The organism is Moraxella boevrei DSM 14165 (assembly GCF_000379845.1).
GTDB lineage: Bacteria > Pseudomonadota > Gammaproteobacteria > Pseudomonadales > Moraxellaceae > Faucicola > Faucicola boevrei.
The window spans coordinates 36,332-53,852 of record NZ_KB903774.1 but is presented as its reverse complement, the minus strand read 5'-3'; the positions used below and the strand labels follow the sequence as shown (position 1 = coordinate 53,852).

Sequence of the window (17,521 nt, the reverse complement as noted above, 5' to 3'; positions counted from 1 at the left end):
TCGCAACTAAATTCGCATTGGCATGACCACAAATTCATGCAAGCTGTCGCCCACTTGGCGGAGCAACACCGAGCCATTCGCCTGCCCCATACGAAACTCAACATCGCCATTCACCGCATTTAACACGTCTAACAAATAGGCTACATTAAACGAAATTTCTAACGGCTCACCTTGATATTTGACGGTTAATTGTTCGCTGGCTTCATCATGTTCACTGTTACTGGTTTTAATGTCCAAATTTTCGCTATCTATAAAATAAAACACCACACCACGGGTTTTTTCATGACTCAGCAACGCCACACGACGCAACACATTGACCAGTTGGTCTTGCTTGATATGGGCAAGTTTGTCAGTATTGTGGGGCATTACTCGGCGATAGTCGGGAAATTTGCCGTCAATCAAACGGGCGGTAAACGACACCAAAACCGGATTTTGCATTTGCCCTGTACTGTCCACGTCACCAAATGGTAAAATCACCTGTAAAAAGTCATGTCCCACATTCAAAGTAATTTGATTATCATGATGTGATAAGAGTTTTTTGAGTTCACCGAGCAAACGTTGCAATTCATGCACCGCTTTTCTTGGTAAAATCGCATTTAATTCCGCACCATCTGCGTGTTCAATGACAGTGCGTGCCAATGCCAAGCGGTGTCCGTCTGTTGCCACTGTTGCTAACTGGTTATCTTTAAGCTCAAATAACATACCTGTTAAGTAATAACGAACATCTTGGATTGCCATCGCAAAATGAGTTTTTTCCATTAAATCACTTAACACATCACGACCGATTTGAACGGGTGTCACTTTTTCAGGTTCGCCAAGCATCGGAAAATCTTCGGCAGGCAACGTGCCAAGTTTAAAAGTACTTTTGCCGCTTTTAATCACGCATTGCAAATCATCACCAACGATCAATGACACATTCTCTTCGGGCAACAACTTAACAATGTCTTTAAATTTATTGGCAGGCACCGTGATTTGCCCTACTTGTCGGCACGCACCTATTGGCAAATTTAGCGTGGCTTGAAGTTCCACTTCCAAATCTGACGCAGTCATTACCAACTGTTGTTCAGTCAATGCCAGTTTTAAATTGCCCAAAATCGCCATGTTGTGACGTTTGTCAGAGGCTTTTGAAATCAGGTTAACAGCGTGTAACAACACGTCTCGGGACATAACTAATTGCATAACACTTCTCAAAAATGGTTAAAGGATAAAATTTTTTAAGTTTGCAACATCAATTTTAACGAACGATAATCTTTTTCAAACATCGCATCGGTCAAACACAATTCTTGCACTTTCTCACAAGCGTGCATCACAGTGGTATGGTCTCGCCCACCAAACGATTGCCCAATATCAATCAAGCTATTGTTAGTCAATTCTCGTGCCAATGCCATGGCAACTTGGCGAGGGCGAGCAATGTTGCGAGAGCGTTTTTTGCCCATGATATCTTTAATGGACACATTGTAAAATTCGGCAACAACTTTGCGAATATTTTCCATACTCACCGCTTGCACACGAATGGCAATGACATCTTTGAGCGCCATTTGTACCAAATCCAATGCCACATCTTGGTTTAACAAACGAGCCATCGCTAAGACTTTGTTTAACGCCCCCTCCAATTCTCGCACATTTGCCACAATGTGTTGAGCCATAAAAATCGCACAATCTTTTGGCAAAATCACGTCTTGGGATTTTGCCTTTTTTTGTAAAATCTGAATACGCGTTTCTAACTCAGGTGGTTCAAGTGCAACCGACATCCCACCCAACAGCCGAGATTTGGTATATTCATCAAAATCCACCAAGGCACTGGGGTGGCGGTCAGATGCCAAAATCACCTGTTTGTTATTCCCAATAAAATCATTGAACAATACCAAAAATTCTTCGCTACTTTTGGGCTTTCCCGCAATCACATGAATATCGTCAATAATCAGCAAATCAACTTTTTTAATTTTTTCTTTAAACTCATCAATCTTACTCGTACGCAAAGCGTGTACCAAATGATTGACAAATTTATCCGAACTAAAATAATAAAAACTTTTGCCTTGCTTGATTACATCATGAGCGACCGCTTGCATTAAATGGGTTTTCCCCAAGCCCGTTGAGCCATACAAAAACAACGGATTGTTTTTGGAGTCGCCCAAATGATTGACCGTCTCTTTACAAAAACTATAGGCAATCTGGTTGGCTTTGCCCGTCACAAACTGCTCAAAAGTAAACATTTTATCTAAGGTTTGAAAGGCTTGTAACTTTTCTGCCTTACCCCCATTAACGTTCGCCTGCTGATTATTTTGCGTGCCAAAATTTGTAGAAGCGGTTGTTGGGCTGGTGCTTTCTTGATTAACAGGCATCAAAAAAACAGGGTCTTTATTCACCTGAATTTTGACCAAAATATTCCGCTCGGGTTCAAGTTGTTTTACCAAATCCTGAATTTGAGATAAATAATTTTTTTCCACATAACTGGCAAAATAATCATTTGGCACAGTCACGACTAACACATCACCAAATTCAATTGATTGGGTTTCATGTGCAGACAACGGACGTATCCACATGGTAAAAATATTATCAGGCAATTGATGTTTTAACTCATCAACACAGCGTTGCCATAAAGTGCTTAACATAGGATATCCTCCAAAATCAGTGTATATTTTAACATAAACTGCGTGAAGAGAGAAGTATTTTATTGTGGAAAAGTATGTGGAAAAATATATGGATAACTTTTTTAAGAGATTTAATCACAAATTATACACGAGTTATATACATATTTTTCAACAATTCAAAATATTGTTTTTGATATTATTTTTTAAGTTTTCCACAAAAAACAAAACTATTAATAATAATAAATTAAAATATATTATATTAATATTAGGGAAAAATATTTTGTGGATAACTTTTTAAATTTCAAAAATTAAATACGACAAAGTTAAACTGAAAAAGTATAAAATTTTGTTTAATTTAAAAAATATATCAATCTTAAAATTTAAAAATGAATTTAAATAACTGTTTAGAAATTTTAGATAAAAATTTGTAGGAGTTTCATTGATTTAATTATATTATTTATTTTTATTTAAATTATAGTTTATAAATTAAAATAATTAAGATTGTTAAATTAGGACAAATTTTAAACCTCAATTAAATTTTATACTTGACTTTAATCCATAAACATAAGATAATAGCAAGTTATCTATTTTTGTAAAGAATTTAACCCCTATCGGTTAAATATTTTTTGGCATTTAACCCCAAAGGTGAAAATATTATGAAACGTACTTTCCAACCAAGCGAAATCAAGCGCAAACGCACTCATGGTTTCCGTGCTCGTATGGCAACAAAAAACGGTCGTCAAGTGTTGGCACGTCGTCGTGCAAAAGGTCGTCATCGTTTAACCGTGTAATTCCTATCTGTTAAACGTTTGATTGTTTTAGTGATAAAGTGTAAAAAGCGATGTAAGTAATTATATCGCTTTTTTTCTATTTGTTGATTATAAAATATAAGTGCATTTTTGGTGGGTTACACTTTGCTAACCCACCCCACTACGTGTTGGGATAAAAAAAATCAATGAAAATAGGCAGTTTGTTGGAAAATTGTGGGTTAAATTGTGAATAATGTGAATAAAAAGTCGGTGTTTGAGTTTGATAAATCACAACGCTTGTTAGCATCGGCTGATTTTAAACCTGTTTTTGATACACCAAGTTTTAAGGTGCATCAGCCAAATATTTTGTTTTTTGTCAAAATGCAGGAACAAAATCCAACTAAACCTTGCCGTTTGGGTTTGGCAATTACCAAGAAAAAATTGAAACGTGCCAATCAACGTAATCGCTTAAAACGCTTGGTGCGTGAGTATTTTCGCTTGAATCAAGCTGATTTTGTAGCAAAAAACATGTGCTTTGATGTGGTGTTGATAGTAAAAATTAGTACGCAAGATTTGCCAAATGAAGTGTTAAATACTCAAATTCAAGCAGGCTTTCAACAAATTATCCACAAAGCCCAACGCTTTTCATCCGTTCAATCTACCGATGAAACAAGTATTGGATAAGTTATTATCTCAACTTTTGTTGGGATTGATAAAGTTTTACCGTTATGTAATCAGTCCATTATTGCCCGCTCGCTGTCGTTTTTATCCGACTTGTTCGGCGTACGGTTTAGAAGCGGTACGCTTGCATGGCGGTGTGCGTGGTGGTTGGTTGGGGGTTCGGCGGATTTGTCGTTGTCATCCGTGGGGCGGTTCTGGGGTGGATTTTGTGCCCTTGCCGTTATACCGTTATCGTTTTGTGTGGGTACCAGCGATGCCAAAGGGTTATTTTGTGCGGTATTGGCGGCGTGGTTAGTGATTGTTTTTGACAGTTTTTTTGTTTTAATTGTTGATAAAAATATCTTTTTTACGGTTTTTTTAGTAAAATAGAGTGTTTTGGTATTTTGCCAAGGTGTTTTGTGCTTGATAGCTGTCTTTTGGATTTAACAATTTTGATAAAGTTTGTCAAAGTTTACCAAAGGGCGGTAGGAATGTTTGATGATAATTGTTTTAATGGTTAAACAATTGTTTAGAGTGTTCTTTGGATAGGATAGCGATATGCAAAAAATTTTACGGACGTTGATTATCATTGCCATGTTGATTACCAGTTATTTGCTGATTTTGGCTTGGCGTGATGATTATGCCAATGTTGGCTCAACGGTGGTCTCAGGTGCATCACCTGTGGCTCAATCAGTGAGTGGCAATGATGTGCCAAATGCCAATCAAACCACGCTTGGTTCAACTGGTAGCGATGTGCCTGTGGTGGCGACTAAAGGCGTGCCTGCGGTGCAGTCGGCTGAGCCAACGGAAGGGTTGATTTCGGTGTTGACGGATAAATATGATATTCGGATTAATCCAGTTGGTGGTGATGTGGTTTACACGGCGTTACGCAATTATAATGCGACGCTTGGCAGTCAACAGCCGTTTGTGCTGTTAGAAAGCGATGCCAATCGGGTGTATGTAGCACAATCTGGGCTGATTGGGCGTGATGGCATTGATACAACAGAAGGTCGTGCTAAATACCACTCGGCAAGTCAACAATATGTGATGAAAGACACCGATAATCAGCTTGTCGTGCCGTTGACCTATGAAAAAGACGGCGTGATTATTACCAAAACTTACACCTTTACCAAAGGGCAATATCCGATTGCGGTGAGTTATAACATTAATAACCCAACGGGTAAAGGTTGGCAAGGTCAACTTTATGCCCAGTTAAAACGCGATGGCAGTACCGACCCAGGGCTGGCTGGTAAAGGCATGATGAGCGTTGCCACTTATTTGGGTGGGGCATGGGGAACGCCTGCTAGCCCTTATAATAAACTAAAGTTTGGTAATTTTAATGATGGTGAATTAAAAGGCAGTAGCGACAAAGGCTGGGTGGGTATGATTCAGCATTACTTTGTCTCGGCGTGGGTGCCACAAGGCTATGTGGCGAATTTTTACAGCCGTGAAAACGCCAATGAGCATATTATCGGCTTTACCAGTAACCCTGTGGAAGTCTCTGATGGCAAGCAATTAACCTTGACAACAACGCTATATGCGGGTCCAAAAGTACAAGATAACCTACGTCCATTGGCAGAAGGGCTTGACCAAACTGTGGATTACGGCATTTTGTGGCCAATTTCAAAATTCTTATTTTGGATTTTGGACAGCGTGCATAAAGTGATTGGTAACTGGGGTTGGGCGATTATCATTTTGACATTAATTGTTAAGATTGCCTTAATGCCGATTGCCAATAAAAGCTATTATTCTATGGCAAAAATGCGTGCAGTTGCCCCACGGTTACAAGCGTTAAAAGACGAATTTGGCGACGACCGGATGCGGATGAGCCAAGAAATGATGAAAATCTACAAAGAAGAAAAGGTCAATCCGATGGCGGGGTGTTTGCCGATTTTCTTGCAAATGCCGATTTTCTTAGCGTTGTACTGGGTGTTAGTGGAAAGCGTGCAGTTACGCCACGCACCGTGGATTTTGTGGATTAAAGACTTATCATCGATGGATCCTTACTTTATTTTGCCATTGTTAATGGGGGCGGCGATGTTCTGCCAACAAGCTTTAAACCCACAACCAACTGACCCAATGCAAGCTAAAGTATTGAAATTTATGCCAATTATTTTTACGGTGTTTATGTTGTTCTTCCCTGCAGGTTTGGTATTGTATTGGACAGTGAATAATGTGTTTAGTATGGCTCAACAATATGTCATCAATAAAAAAGTAGAAAAAGAACAAGCCAAAAAAGAGGCGTTAAAAAATTTGGTTTAATCTAACGTTCAAATTGTAAAATCCCTGCTAAAAAATTAGTGGGGATTTTTTTTTGAAGGAATGTTAAAATAACGCCAATTTAATGGTAAAGAAAAATAATGATGAATAATGCAAAAATAGATCAACAACCCACCATTGTTGCCATCGCAAGTCCTATCGGACGGGGTGGTGTCGGTGTTATTCGCTTATCAGGGAAAACCGCCCATGAGATTGCTAAAAAGCTTACAAATCGTACAAAAGATTTTACGCCACGTTACGCACATTTTTGTCGTTTTTATGATGAAAAACATGTGATTTTAGACGAAGGATTGGTGTTATTTTTTAACGCACCACACTCATTTACAGGTGAAGATGTCGTTGAAATTCAAGGACATGGTGGGATGATTTTACAAGAGCAATTGCTCGCTCGCTGTTATGAACTTGGGGCAAGACAAGCTACCGCAGGCGAATTTTCCATGCGTGCCTTTGATAATGAGAAAATGGATTTGGTGCAAGCCGAGGCCATCGCCGATGCGATTGATGCGACCAGTATCGCTGCAGCAAAAGGTGCGATGCGGTCTTTAACAGGTGAATTTTCTAAAAAAATCAATGCGTTGTTAGAAAAATTAATTCATTTAAGATTGCACGTTGAAGCCACCATTGATTTTCCTGATGAAGAAGATGTGGATTTTTTAGCCGATTCAGCCATTAGCAACCAATTAAACGCCCTAAAATCACAGGTAGCGGACGTGCTTGCCACTGCCGAGCAAGGGCAACTTTTGCGTGACGGCGTGTCGGTGGTGATTGCAGGACGACCGAATGCAGGCAAATCAAGCCTGTTAAATCGTTTGGCAGGTATCGAGCGAGCCATCGTGACCGACATAGCAGGCACGACGCGAGATATTTTACAAGAAACCTTGATTTTAAAAGGTTTGACTGTGAATATAACGGATACTGCAGGTCTGCGTGAAACCGATGATGTGGTTGAAAAAGCAGGTATTGACCGAGCTAGAACAGCGATAACCACCGCTGATTTATTGCTCCTTGTTTATGATGTAACGATAACGGATAACCCTGTTTTGCTTGCCGAGGAACTCTTTGGCGAATTGCCAAATCCTAAAAATATGTTATTCATTGGCAATAAAATTGATAAGTTAAATTCTCAAGAACTATCACAAGAAATTGACGGATTTAATCCTGTGTATGTTTCATGTGAAACCCAAAGCGGGCTAACCGAATTGATTGACAAAATCTGCGAAAAAGTTGGCTTTCACCCACCAGAAAACACGCTGATTGCACGAACTCGCCACCTTGATGCACTAAAACGTGTACAAACGGCGTTAAATGACGCTGATGAACAGTTGCACGTCTATCACGCTGGGGAACTCGTGGCGGAGAGTTTGCGACTTGCCCAAACAAGTTTAAGTGAAATTACAGGCGAATTTACTGCCGATGATTTACTGGGTAAGATTTTTGGCAGTTTTTGTATTGGTAAATAATTGATTTATAAGGATATTTTTTATGTACTGCCCATTTTGTAACGCTATCGACACCAAAGTGCTAGACTCACGCCTAGCTGCCGAAGGGGCTCAAGTTCGCCGTCGTCGCCAATGTATCACCTGTAGCGAACGGTTTACCACCTTTGAGATTATTGAAGCCGTGATGCCACGTATCGCCAAATCTAGCGGACGGGTTGAGCCATACGACAGCCAAAAACTGCGTCGTTCTATCCTGTTGCCCTTGCAAAAACGTCCGATTGCCACCGATAGCATTGAAGCCATGATTAGCCGAATTGAAAAAAAATTGCGTCAATCAGGCGAGCGAGAAGTAACAAGCCACTTTTTAGGCGAGATTGTCATGGCGGAATTAAAAGAGCTTGATGACGTGGCGTACGTACGTTTTGCTAGTGTGTATAAGGATTTTCAGGATATTGAAGCCTTTAAAGAAGCCCTCTCCACGCTCTCTGATGACAATAAACCTGACAACGAGTGACGTAAAACGTATGACAAATTTAATAACAAATACCAATACAAAAACTGTATCAAGCCAAGACCGTTATTTTATGACGTTGGCAATCAATTTGGCAAAAAAAGGGCAATTTACCACTCGCCCCAATCCGTGCGTAGGCTGTGTGATTGTCAAAGATGGTGAAGTTATCGGACAAGGCTATCATTATAAAGCGGGGCAACCGCACGCCGAAGTCTTTGCCTTGCGTCAAGCTGTGCAAAATACTGGCGATGATTTAACAGGGGCTACCGCTTATGTAACGCTTGAACCATGCAGTCATTATGGACGCACGCCACCGTGTGCCGATGCGTTAATCAACGCAAAAATCAGCCGTGTGGTCATTGCCACCACTGACCCCAATCCCAAAGTCGCTGGTGGTGGGATAGCTAAATTGCAAAATGCTGGCATAGAGGTCATCATACCTATATGCCAGAATGATGCGAAAGCCTTAAATAAAGGTTTTTTAAAAACCATGTCGGGCGGTCTGCCTTATGTCCGTTTAAAAATAGCGTGTAGCCTAGACGGTAAAATCGCAATGGTAAACGGTGAATCCAAATGGATAACAGGTGATGATGCACGAGATGATGTACAGCGACTGCGAGCGATGTCAGGGGCAATCATTACAGGCAGTGAAACCATAATGACAGATACGCCACGCCTCGATGTCAGAAGCGGTCAGATTGCTAATTTAGCGGATATTGAACAGCCATTATTAGTTGTCCTAGACCGTCGTAAGCGTTTAAAATTAACCGATGAGTGTTTACAATATCAGCAAAACCGCCCCCTTTGGTTATGTCAAGATGATATGGATTTAAAAGAAGTTTTGCAAACTTTAAAAGACAAATATCAAATTCACGATGTTTTGGTAGAAGCTGGGGCAAGTGTGGCAACAGCGTTTTTACAGGCAGATTTGGTTGACGAGTTGATTGTTTATCAAGCACCATGTTTATTGGGGAATTCTGCTAAATCGATGTTTACAGCAGACTTTAACAGCATTAGCGAGCAGTTGCGATTTAGCTTGGTTTCACGTGAAACCATGGGCAATGATTTAAAGTTAACTTTTACAGCACTGTGAGTAGGATTGATTAGCAAAAATACATGATGTTTAACGATGTAAACCGCTATAATGGGCGTTTTTTTTGTGGATTGAAAAGTTATCCACAGCTTTAATAAAGATTCTGCCTTATTGGAAAAGTGATTTTTAAAATGGTGGATAACTGTTTCACGTGGAACGTTAAAAAAGGGTATTTCAAGTGAAACGTATTTTAAAAGCCTTATCTTTACAATGTTTCACGTGGAACATGATTTGCTTGTGATAAATTTAATCTTACGACGTTAATTGTGGGTAACTTTTTAAAAGGGTCAAAAAATTGTTCATAAATAAAGTTATCCACAATATTGGTAATTTTTGCCAAAACTTTTTAATGAAAATTTAATTTTAAAAGTTTACAATGCTTTTTTTTAGTAAATTTTAACAATATTTTTTTGTTTACGTGCGGAGTAGACAGGTTTTTTGGGATAAAAGCAAGGTGTTTATTTGTGTGGTTTGTGCTAAAATAAGGAGGTTTTTTATTCATTTTTTTAGCAAATTTTATTAAGATAATAGGTGGATTATGGCAAAAATTATCGGTATTGGTAACGCCCTTGTGGACATTGAGTTTTTGTTAAATGATGCACAGTTGACAAATACAGGCTTAGAAAAAGGCAATATGACCTTGGCGAGCCAAGCGGAACAACAGGCGTTGATGCAGTCGCTTGAAGAGCAACAAATCAGCGTGAGCAAACAGGCAAGCGGTGGGTCGTCCGCCAATGCGATTGTGGCAATGGCGAGTTTGGGCAGTGAGACCTTTTATATTTGTCAAGTGGCGGATGATGCGTTGGGGCGGTTTTATTTGCGGGATTTAAACCAAATTGGGGTAAAAACATCGAAAAAATCTTTGTCAAAACAGGGTGTTACTGGGACTTGTCTATCGCTGGTTAGCCCTGATGCGGAACGGACCATGCAGACGCATTTGGGTATTTCAGCAGAAATTGACGAAAATGCCGTGGATTTTGGCCAATTAGCGGATGCCGATTGGTTGTATATTGAAGGTTATTTGGCGATGTCACCGTCCATTCAGTCGGCGATTGTGACATTAAAACAGCAAGCGATGCAACATGGCGTAAAAATTGCCGTGAGTTTTGCCGACCCTGCAGTGGTAAAGTTTGCCAAAGACGGCTTGGATACGATGTTGGCAGGTGGCGTGGATGTGGTGTTTTGCAACTGTGAAGAAGCCAAACTTTACACCAATGCAACCACACATGACACCGCTTGCCAATCCTTGTTAAATGTGGCAAAAATGGCGGTGGTAACCAATGGGGCAAGTGGCACAATGGTGGCGTATCAAGCCGATTATTTGGTGGAAAAACATGATAATAATCAAGTATTTATCCCTGCATTAGCGGTAGAAAATGTGTTGGATACGACAGGGGCAGGCGACAGTTATTCAGGGGCATTTTTGCATGCCTTTGCCAGTGGACAAGATTTGTTAAGCTGTGGTAAATTGGCAAGCGGTGTGGCAAGTCAAGTCATTGCACAATTTGGGGCAAGATTAACTGCTGAGCAATATCAAAGTGTCTTATGATTTTTGGTATTTTTCATTAAATATACTTTTCTGGAAAAACGTTCATGATGTGAGACGCACTGCTTCGCAAGAGATAGCATAGCGAAGTGGTTCTCCTAGACTTCGACCACCTCATTCCGAATGGAAAAACTTAAAATCTATTTAGGGCTTATCTAGTTCAGCCCCATGATTAATACTTTCTTTTAATATAATCAATATTTTGCACGAAAAACGCTGAATAGTGAGAACGCATGAACTGTTCGCTAAGCTTGGCGATTTTCCCTAAAGGTAGCTTTTGACAGCACTCGCCAAAAGGTGCATTCGAACTGCACAGACACATCATTTGTCTGTTAATGCCTTCACGAGTTTACCATGAATACCCTCAAATCCACCGTTAGACATGATAATCACTGCATCCTCTTGACCAATATGTTGGACAACGTAATTGATAATGTCATCAACTGAATTTAACACGATTTGATTTTTCGCTTGCCCAATCGCATTTTTCACCGACCAATCAAGATTTTTCGGCTCATACCAAATGACATGGTCAGCAAGGCTAGCAGATGGTGCAAGTAATCCTTGATGTGTGCCAAGTTTCATAGTATTGGAACGTGGCTCAATGATTGCCCAAATTTTACGATTGAAGTTGTTGGCGAAGCGTTTTTTTGCTCCGTCTAGCGTGGTTTCAATCGCCGTTGGGTGGTGGGCAAAGTCGTCATAGACTTCTATACTGCCACTGTTTTTGGCAACGTGTCCGACTAACTCCATACGGCGTTTAATCCCTGCAAAATTTGACAAGGCTTCGCACGCCTTTTCTACCGACACACCGACATGGTAAGCGGCGGCAATCGCCACAAGCCCGTTGTTTACGCTGTGTAAACCGCTCATGGACCAATTTACTTCGCCTTTGTCATTGCCAAATTGTATGCCAAATGATGAGCCATCGTCTTTTAATAACTTTCCTTGCCAATCAGATTGATTGTCAAAACCCGCTCGCCAAATCGGTGTCCAATAACCTTTCTTAATGGTTTCCTCCAAACTTTCGGTATTATTTGGCATGATGATTTTGCCATCACTTGGAATCATGCGTATCATGTGGTGAAATTGGGTTTGAATGGCGTTTAAATCGGCAAAAATATCCGCGTGGTCGTATTCAAGATTATTTAAAATCGCTGTGGCTGGGCGATAATGCACGAACTTTGACCGCTTATCAAAAAAAGCCGAATCATACTCATCCGCTTCAATCACAAAATAGCCATCTTTGTCAGACGTTTTGTCCGTACCCAAATGCGAGCTGTGTTTAAAAGCTTTTCTTAGACGCTCATCGTCAGTGCTAACGAGTGGCACACCGCCAATCAAAAAGCCTGTATCAATGCCCGCATATTGCAAAATCCACGCCAGCATTGTGGTAGTGGTGGTTTTGCCGTGCGTGCCTGCCACCGCTAGAACATGGCGGTTTTGTAAGACGTGTTCAGATAAAAACTGTGGTCCTGATGTGTACCGCAAGCGATTGTTTAACATATATTCCACCGCTTCCATACCACGTTTGCAGACGTTGCCAACCACAACCAAATCGGGAGCAGGCTGTAAGTGTTCAGCCTTGTAGCCTTCCATAATATCCACGCCAGCGGTCTGTAATTGGGTGGACATGGGCGGATAAATGGCAGTATCCGAGCCTGTGACCGTGTGTCCAAGTTCACGAGCGAGCAAAGCAAGCGACCCCATAAATGTGCCACAAATGCCTAAAAAATGAATGTGCATGGTATTGCCTTTTTATTAAATTTATTCAAAAAATTGACTGGAAAACTGACCGAACATTTTAACACAAATTAAAAAATTTGACATATCGTAAAATTTCTATACCAAAAAATAACACACTTTTATCAATTTTCTGCTAAAATAAACGCAACTCTTAATAATTGTTTAAAAGTTTTAATTAATTATTAGGTCTTGTTTTGTAGAAATTTTATACAAAAAATTAACCTAACCGAGCTGTTTTTATTTTAAAAATTTAATAAGTTTAACTAAAAATTAGCAAGGCAAACATCAAGGAACTTCACAATGTCAACGATTACTTTACCAGAATTACCTTACGCCAAAAATGCCCTTGAGCCCCATATCAGTGCTGAAACCCTAGAGTTTCACCATGATAAGCACCACAATGCCTACGTGGTAAAATTAAATGAATTGTTGCCAAATTCTGGACTTGAAGGCAAAGAGCTTGACGAAATCATTCAAGCGACTGCCAAAGACGACAGCAAAGCAGGGATATTTAACCAAGCGGCACAAGTATGGAACCATACATTTTACTGGAACTGCATGACGCCAAACGGTGGTGGTGAGCCAACTGGCGACTTAAAAGCCAAAATTGAAGAGGCGTTCGGTTCATATGCCAAATTCCGTGAAGAATTTAAAAACGCCGCCGTTAGCCAATTTGGTTCGGGTTGGGCGTGGTTGGTCGCCGACGAAGTTGGTGGTAAACTGTCAATCATGAAAACCGCCAACGCAGACACACCAATGGCTCACGGTAAAGTTGCTGTATTGACTTGTGATGTGTGGGAACACGCCTATTACATCGATTACCGCAACCGTCGTCCAGATTACGTGGATACTTTCCTTGATAACTTAGTAAACTGGGACTATGCCAATGCTAAATACCAAGGCAAAGATGCAGGCGTCGAAAAATAATTAAATTATTTAAACGGTTCAAATCCGTGTTTATATAACCCACTTGAAGCCTATTGTTTTAAGTGGGTTTTTTGTTAACTTAAATCTATTAAAATATTCCAAGTATTTATAATGATATCACATGAAATTCTTGATGGTTGGTTTTATGATTTTGCTGTTACTTAGTACGGCGTTTTTGTAAACCATTTTATTCGGTCGTCAGCCGACTGCCTAGTGATTTGCCCGTATTCAAATATCACCCCATTATAAAAACGGGCAATTTGAAAACCTTGAGTCAATCCAAACCTTAACCAATCCTTTCTTATCGCTGATGTGGGAAAGTTGGACACAAGAAAGCCCATAAATCACTTGGATAAAAAAAGACCTTGTTAAAAAACAAGGTCTTTTTTTGTTCTATTTTTTAAAATGCCAGATTTAGCGGATTATTTTGATGTTTTTACATCATAATCTTCGCTGTATTTTTCGGCTAATTTTTCATCTAGTTGCAAGTCAGGATTAACATCGCCGTGAGGGGCAGGTTTGGTATCAAATTCTTCATCAACGTGCTGTGAAAAATCCACAAAATTGCCTATTTCGTCGGTTTTTTTCTCATCTGCTTTTAAATCAGCGATTTTTTCTTTGGTTTCACCACTCACTGCATCAATTGTTGCGTTGACATCAGCAACTTTTTCTTGAGCGGTATTTTTTAATTCGTCAAGTTTTTCTTTGCCTTCCTCAAGTTTGATTTCGGCTTCTAGTTTGACTTCGTCAAGCTTGTTTTCGGCGGTATTTTTTATCTCGTCAAGTTTTTCTTTGCCTTCCTCTAGTTTGATTTCAGCTTCTAATTTGACTTCCTCTAACTTATTTTCGGCGGTTTCTTTTAGCTCGTGGGCTTTTTCCTTTAAATTGTCCACAAGCGTTGATTCAGATTTTTCCTGTGTTTGGCTGTCGTCTGCTTTAAAGTATTTGCTTTCACCCTGCACGCCTTTTTCGTCAGCTTTTGCAGTATCTGATTTGGTTTTGTTGTCAAAAAATGCGGTCGCCTTACCAAATAAATCTTGGGCAAATGGGGCGACTTTTGCCAATAATGGTTTGGCTTGCTCAACGATTGGTTGCAGTGGTTCAGGGATTTTTGGCACGATAAATTTGGCAACTTGGTTAAACCACATCAATAACGAATAATCGCCCGACATGGTCAAATCGCCATTTTGAATCCCCACCATAAATGCGGTCGCATCGCCTTTGGTGAGAAGTTTTGCCCCTGTCATAGAGTCTTTAAAGGTAATGCTCAACGCAGGATTGTCCACTTTACCAGACATTTGGGTAAAATAACCATTGTTGACAGTGAAGGTGCGGAAGATTTGCTCGGTTTCGCTTCCTAATTGGATGCTAAAATTGCGGTTTTCTAGTAAGCTTTTAAACTTGCTATCGCCTGTTTTGGCAAGCTGTGCTAAACGCAAACCAATGCTAAAAAGTAGGACGTCTAAAGGGTCAGATTTGACATTACTAAACATGATTTTTCCTTAAAAATTTTTAAAGGGTTAAAAATTAAAATTTCACAAAAATTTAGCCTTATTATAGAGAATTTTTTGGTAAATTATCGTAAATTTTCACGCTGGCGTATGGGTTTTTTGTAACAAGTTACACAACTTTGTCAAAACTGGCTCAATTTTTTTGTAAAAATACTAAAAACTATCTGGTATTATCAAATACCGAGCGATGTTGTACCCAATGCTGATAAAAATTGGTATCACGCTGTAAATCAAATCGGCGTTGCCCTGCTTGATAGGTTTGTTGGTGTTGACCAAGTTGTTCAACCAACCATTTTTTTATTAGTTTTTTTACCACCATTAAGCTAAAAATTAAAATACCAGTCAAAACAAGCAGATACATTATTTATCTCCAAAAAATTAATCAAAATCAAATACATATAGAATATTTTCACAAATTTATTTGTAACTATTATGACGATTGTTTGTCAAAATTAAAAGCCGAAATTAAAACTAGACGACAATGATTGTCGTGTTGTTTTTTTAATTAATTTGATAAAAATTTTTGCAAAAATTTAGCAAATAATTGTAGAAAAACCGTGTAATCGTTTGGCGTTTCGACGGATTAATGGGTATAATAGGCAAATTTTGATGATTTTTAACATTTTAAAAACGGTGATGACATGATGACTTTTCAACAAATTATCCTAACTCTACAAAACTACTGGGCAGAGCGTGGCTGTGTGGTTTTGCAACCTTATGACATGGAAATGGGGGCAGGGACGTTTCATACCGCCACATTTTTGCGTGCTTTAACGCCCGAAAAATGGAATGCCGCCTACGTTCAGCCGTCCCGCCGTCCCACAGACGGGCGTTATGGCGACAACCCCAACCGCTTGCAACATTATTACCAGTTCCAAGTCGTCTTAAAGCCAAACCCTGCCAATATCCAAGAGTTGTATTTGGGCTCTTTGCAGGCGTTGGGTATTGATATACTAACCCATGACGTGCGTTTTGTGGAAGATAACTGGGAGTCCCCAACGCTTGGAGCGTGGGGGCTTGGTTGGGAAGTGTGGCTAAACGGCATGGAGGTTACCCAGTTTACCTATTTTCAGCAGGTGGGTGGGATTGAGTGTTTCCCTGTAACGGGTGAGATTACTTATGGCTTGGAACGCCTTGCTATGTACATTCAGGGTGTGGACAGCGTCTATGACCTTGTGTGGACGGACGGCGAGTTTGGGCGTGTTACCTATGGCGATGTATTTCATCAAAACGAAGTGGAGCAATCTACCTATAATTTTGAATATGCAGACGTTGCCAAACTCTTTGAATTATTTGACTTTTATGAGCATGAAGCTGACCGTCTGGTGGGCGTAAATCTGCCCCTGCCTGCCTATGAAATGGTGCTAAAAGCAAGCCACACCTTTAACCTATTGGACGCTCGTGGGGCGATTTCGGTTACCGAACGTCAAAGATTTATTTTGCGAGTGCGGACTTTGGCAAGAAAAGTGGCGGTCAGCTATGTGCAAGCTCGTGCTAAACTGGGCTTTCCGCTTGCCGATGAAGCACATAAGAAGGACGCTTTGGAGAAGTGGTTGCTCAAAGAGGGGGAGTGATTGGCTATGTCTGGGCAAACCAAGGTTGGAAATTATTGCTATAGCTGTATTGCTTACACAAATCATTTAGTATTACATGAAGTAAGGCGGGGTGTTGACCTGTATGATTATCCAGAAGAAATATTGTATCAAATTGTTCGTTGTTGTGGTTGCGACAATATTTCTTTTAGAAAAGTTGCAATAGATTTAAATACAGAACATGAAAATGAATTTGGGGAAATAGAGTATCAAGAAACTATTGAGGTTTTTCCTAAGTTTCTAAAAAATCATAAGCCTTTTAGTTTTCCTGAATTTTATGAATTACCAAAAAATGTTCGGAAAATCTACCAAGATACCTTAAAAAGCTATGCTAATGATTCAAAAATATTAACTGGTGCAGGTTTGAGAGCTTGCATTGAATCTGTATGTAATGATTTGAAAATTACAGGTAAGAATCTAGAAAATAGAATTAATAAATTGAATAAAGATGGTTTTATTTCAAAATCTAGTGTTCATTTATTGCATGGCATTCGTTTTATGGGTAATGACTCCATTCATGAAATAAAAGAGCCCAGTAATGATGAGTTGGATGTTGCTCTAAAAATAATAGAACATTTATTTGAAAATGTTTATATTTTACCCAAGATTGCAAATGGTACATTAAAAACAACAGTTGAAGATTACACTGACTTTTTAAATGTTTTAAAGCAAAATTTGCAAAATTTTAATAGTGGCGATGAATTTGACCTATACAAATTACTAGGTAAGGATTTTAGGCGTTGTCAGTCTGAAATTGGCAATTTTCAACAGCGGTTAGATAGTGATATTGATTTGGGTGTTTTTACATTGCTCAAAAAAGGCAAAGTGGATACTTATGGTGGAAAGCCTGTTCAGCATTATATATTAACTTGACTT

General features: G+C 39.6%; 16 protein-coding genes. 11 read left to right on the top strand and 5 right to left on the bottom strand.

Features of this window, described 5'->3' with window-relative positions; genetic code table 11:
* Positions 1-6: 6 nt before the first annotated feature.
* Together dnaN and dnaA are read right to left on the bottom strand one after the other, a co-directional pair.
* A complete protein-coding gene (gene dnaN, locus A3G3_RS0103370) occupies positions 7-1,179 on the bottom strand; it encodes a DNA polymerase III subunit beta (RefSeq protein ID WP_026212825.1) in 1,173 nt (390 codons plus the stop codon).
* A 35-nt stretch (positions 1,180-1,214) separates the two neighbouring features.
* Complete coding sequence (dnaA, locus tag A3G3_RS0103365) at positions 1,215-2,612, bottom strand: chromosomal replication initiator protein DnaA (protein ID WP_019519136.1); 1,398 nt, start codon at positions 2,610-2,612, stop codon at positions 1,215-1,217.
* A gap of 635 nt (positions 2,613-3,247) precedes the next feature.
* Here dnaA and rpmH point away from each other — a divergent pair.
* The 8 genes from rpmH to A3G3_RS0103315 all read left to right on the top strand — a co-directional run bounded on the left by rpmH (position 3,248) and on the right by A3G3_RS0103315 (position 10,872).
* Positions 3,248-3,382 (top strand): 50S ribosomal protein L34, encoded by a 135-nt coding sequence (gene rpmH / locus A3G3_RS0103355; RefSeq protein WP_009767032.1) that lies wholly within the window; start codon positions 3,248-3,250, stop codon positions 3,380-3,382.
* A 204-nt stretch (positions 3,383-3,586) separates the two neighbouring features.
* Positions 3,587-4,024, top strand: a complete 438-nt coding sequence (gene rnpA, locus A3G3_RS0103350; protein ID WP_156802083.1) for a ribonuclease P protein component — start codon at positions 3,587-3,589, stop codon at positions 4,022-4,024.
* The gene (yidD, locus tag A3G3_RS0103345) at positions 4,005-4,316 is read left to right on the top strand and encodes a membrane protein insertion efficiency factor YidD (RefSeq protein ID WP_019519133.1); all 312 of its coding nucleotides are present in this window, start codon (positions 4,005-4,007) and stop codon (positions 4,314-4,316) included. The genes rnpA and yidD overlap by 20 nt, the downstream gene beginning before the upstream one ends.
* A 242-nt stretch (positions 4,317-4,558) precedes the next feature.
* A complete protein-coding gene (gene yidC / locus A3G3_RS0103340; protein ID WP_019519132.1) occupies positions 4,559-6,262 on the top strand; it encodes a membrane protein insertase YidC in 1,704 nt (567 codons plus the stop codon).
* A 98-nt stretch (positions 6,263-6,360) separates the two neighbouring features.
* Entirely contained in the window at positions 6,361-7,740 is a 1,380-nt protein-coding gene (gene mnmE / locus A3G3_RS0103335) for a tRNA uridine-5-carboxymethylaminomethyl(34) synthesis GTPase MnmE (RefSeq protein WP_019519131.1), read from the top strand.
* Between the two features lie 22 nt (positions 7,741-7,762).
* A complete protein-coding gene (gene nrdR, locus A3G3_RS0103330; protein ID WP_019519130.1) occupies positions 7,763-8,233 on the top strand; it encodes a transcriptional regulator NrdR in 471 nt (156 codons plus the stop codon).
* 10 nt (positions 8,234-8,243) lie between these two features.
* Entirely contained in the window at positions 8,244-9,323 is a 1,080-nt protein-coding gene (gene ribD / locus A3G3_RS0103325) for a bifunctional diaminohydroxyphosphoribosylaminopyrimidine deaminase/5-amino-6-(5-phosphoribosylamino)uracil reductase RibD (protein WP_019519129.1), read from the top strand.
* 538 nt (positions 9,324-9,861) lie between these two features.
* Complete coding sequence (locus A3G3_RS0103315) at positions 9,862-10,872, top strand: adenosine kinase (RefSeq protein ID WP_019519127.1); 1,011 nt, start codon at positions 9,862-9,864, stop codon at positions 10,870-10,872.
* A 318-nt stretch (positions 10,873-11,190) separates the two neighbouring features.
* On the opposite strand, the gene mpl is transcribed toward A3G3_RS0103315, so the two are convergent.
* Complete coding sequence (gene mpl / locus A3G3_RS0103310) at positions 11,191-12,615, bottom strand: UDP-N-acetylmuramate:L-alanyl-gamma-D-glutamyl-meso-diaminopimelate ligase (protein ID WP_019519126.1); 1,425 nt, start codon at positions 12,613-12,615, stop codon at positions 11,191-11,193.
* A 300-nt stretch (positions 12,616-12,915) separates the two neighbouring features.
* Here mpl and A3G3_RS0103305 point away from each other — a divergent pair, with 300 nt between their 5' ends.
* Complete coding sequence (locus A3G3_RS0103305; RefSeq protein WP_019519125.1) at positions 12,916-13,542, top strand: superoxide dismutase; 627 nt, start codon at positions 12,916-12,918, stop codon at positions 13,540-13,542.
* 422 nt (positions 13,543-13,964) lie between these two features.
* On the opposite strand, the gene A3G3_RS13095 is transcribed toward A3G3_RS0103305, so the two are convergent.
* Complete coding sequence (locus A3G3_RS13095) at positions 13,965-15,035, bottom strand: YtxH domain-containing protein (RefSeq protein WP_019519123.1); 1,071 nt, start codon at positions 15,033-15,035, stop codon at positions 13,965-13,967.
* 178 nt (positions 15,036-15,213) lie between these two features.
* A complete protein-coding gene (locus A3G3_RS0103295) occupies positions 15,214-15,414 on the bottom strand; it encodes a hypothetical protein (protein WP_019519122.1) in 201 nt (66 codons plus the stop codon).
* Between the two features lie 283 nt (positions 15,415-15,697).
* Here A3G3_RS0103295 and glyQ point away from each other — a divergent pair, with 283 nt between their 5' ends.
* Both glyQ and A3G3_RS0103285 read left to right on the top strand, forming a co-directional pair.
* On the top strand, positions 15,698-16,627 hold the full coding sequence (gene glyQ, locus A3G3_RS0103290; protein ID WP_026212823.1) for a glycine--tRNA ligase subunit alpha: 930 nt from the start codon (positions 15,698-15,700) through the stop codon (positions 16,625-16,627).
* A gap of 6 nt (positions 16,628-16,633) precedes the next feature.
* Positions 16,634-17,518, top strand: coding sequence for a DUF4145 domain-containing protein (locus A3G3_RS0103285; RefSeq protein WP_019519120.1), 885 nt, complete (start codon positions 16,634-16,636; stop codon positions 17,516-17,518).
* Positions 17,519-17,521 lie beyond the last annotated feature (3 nt).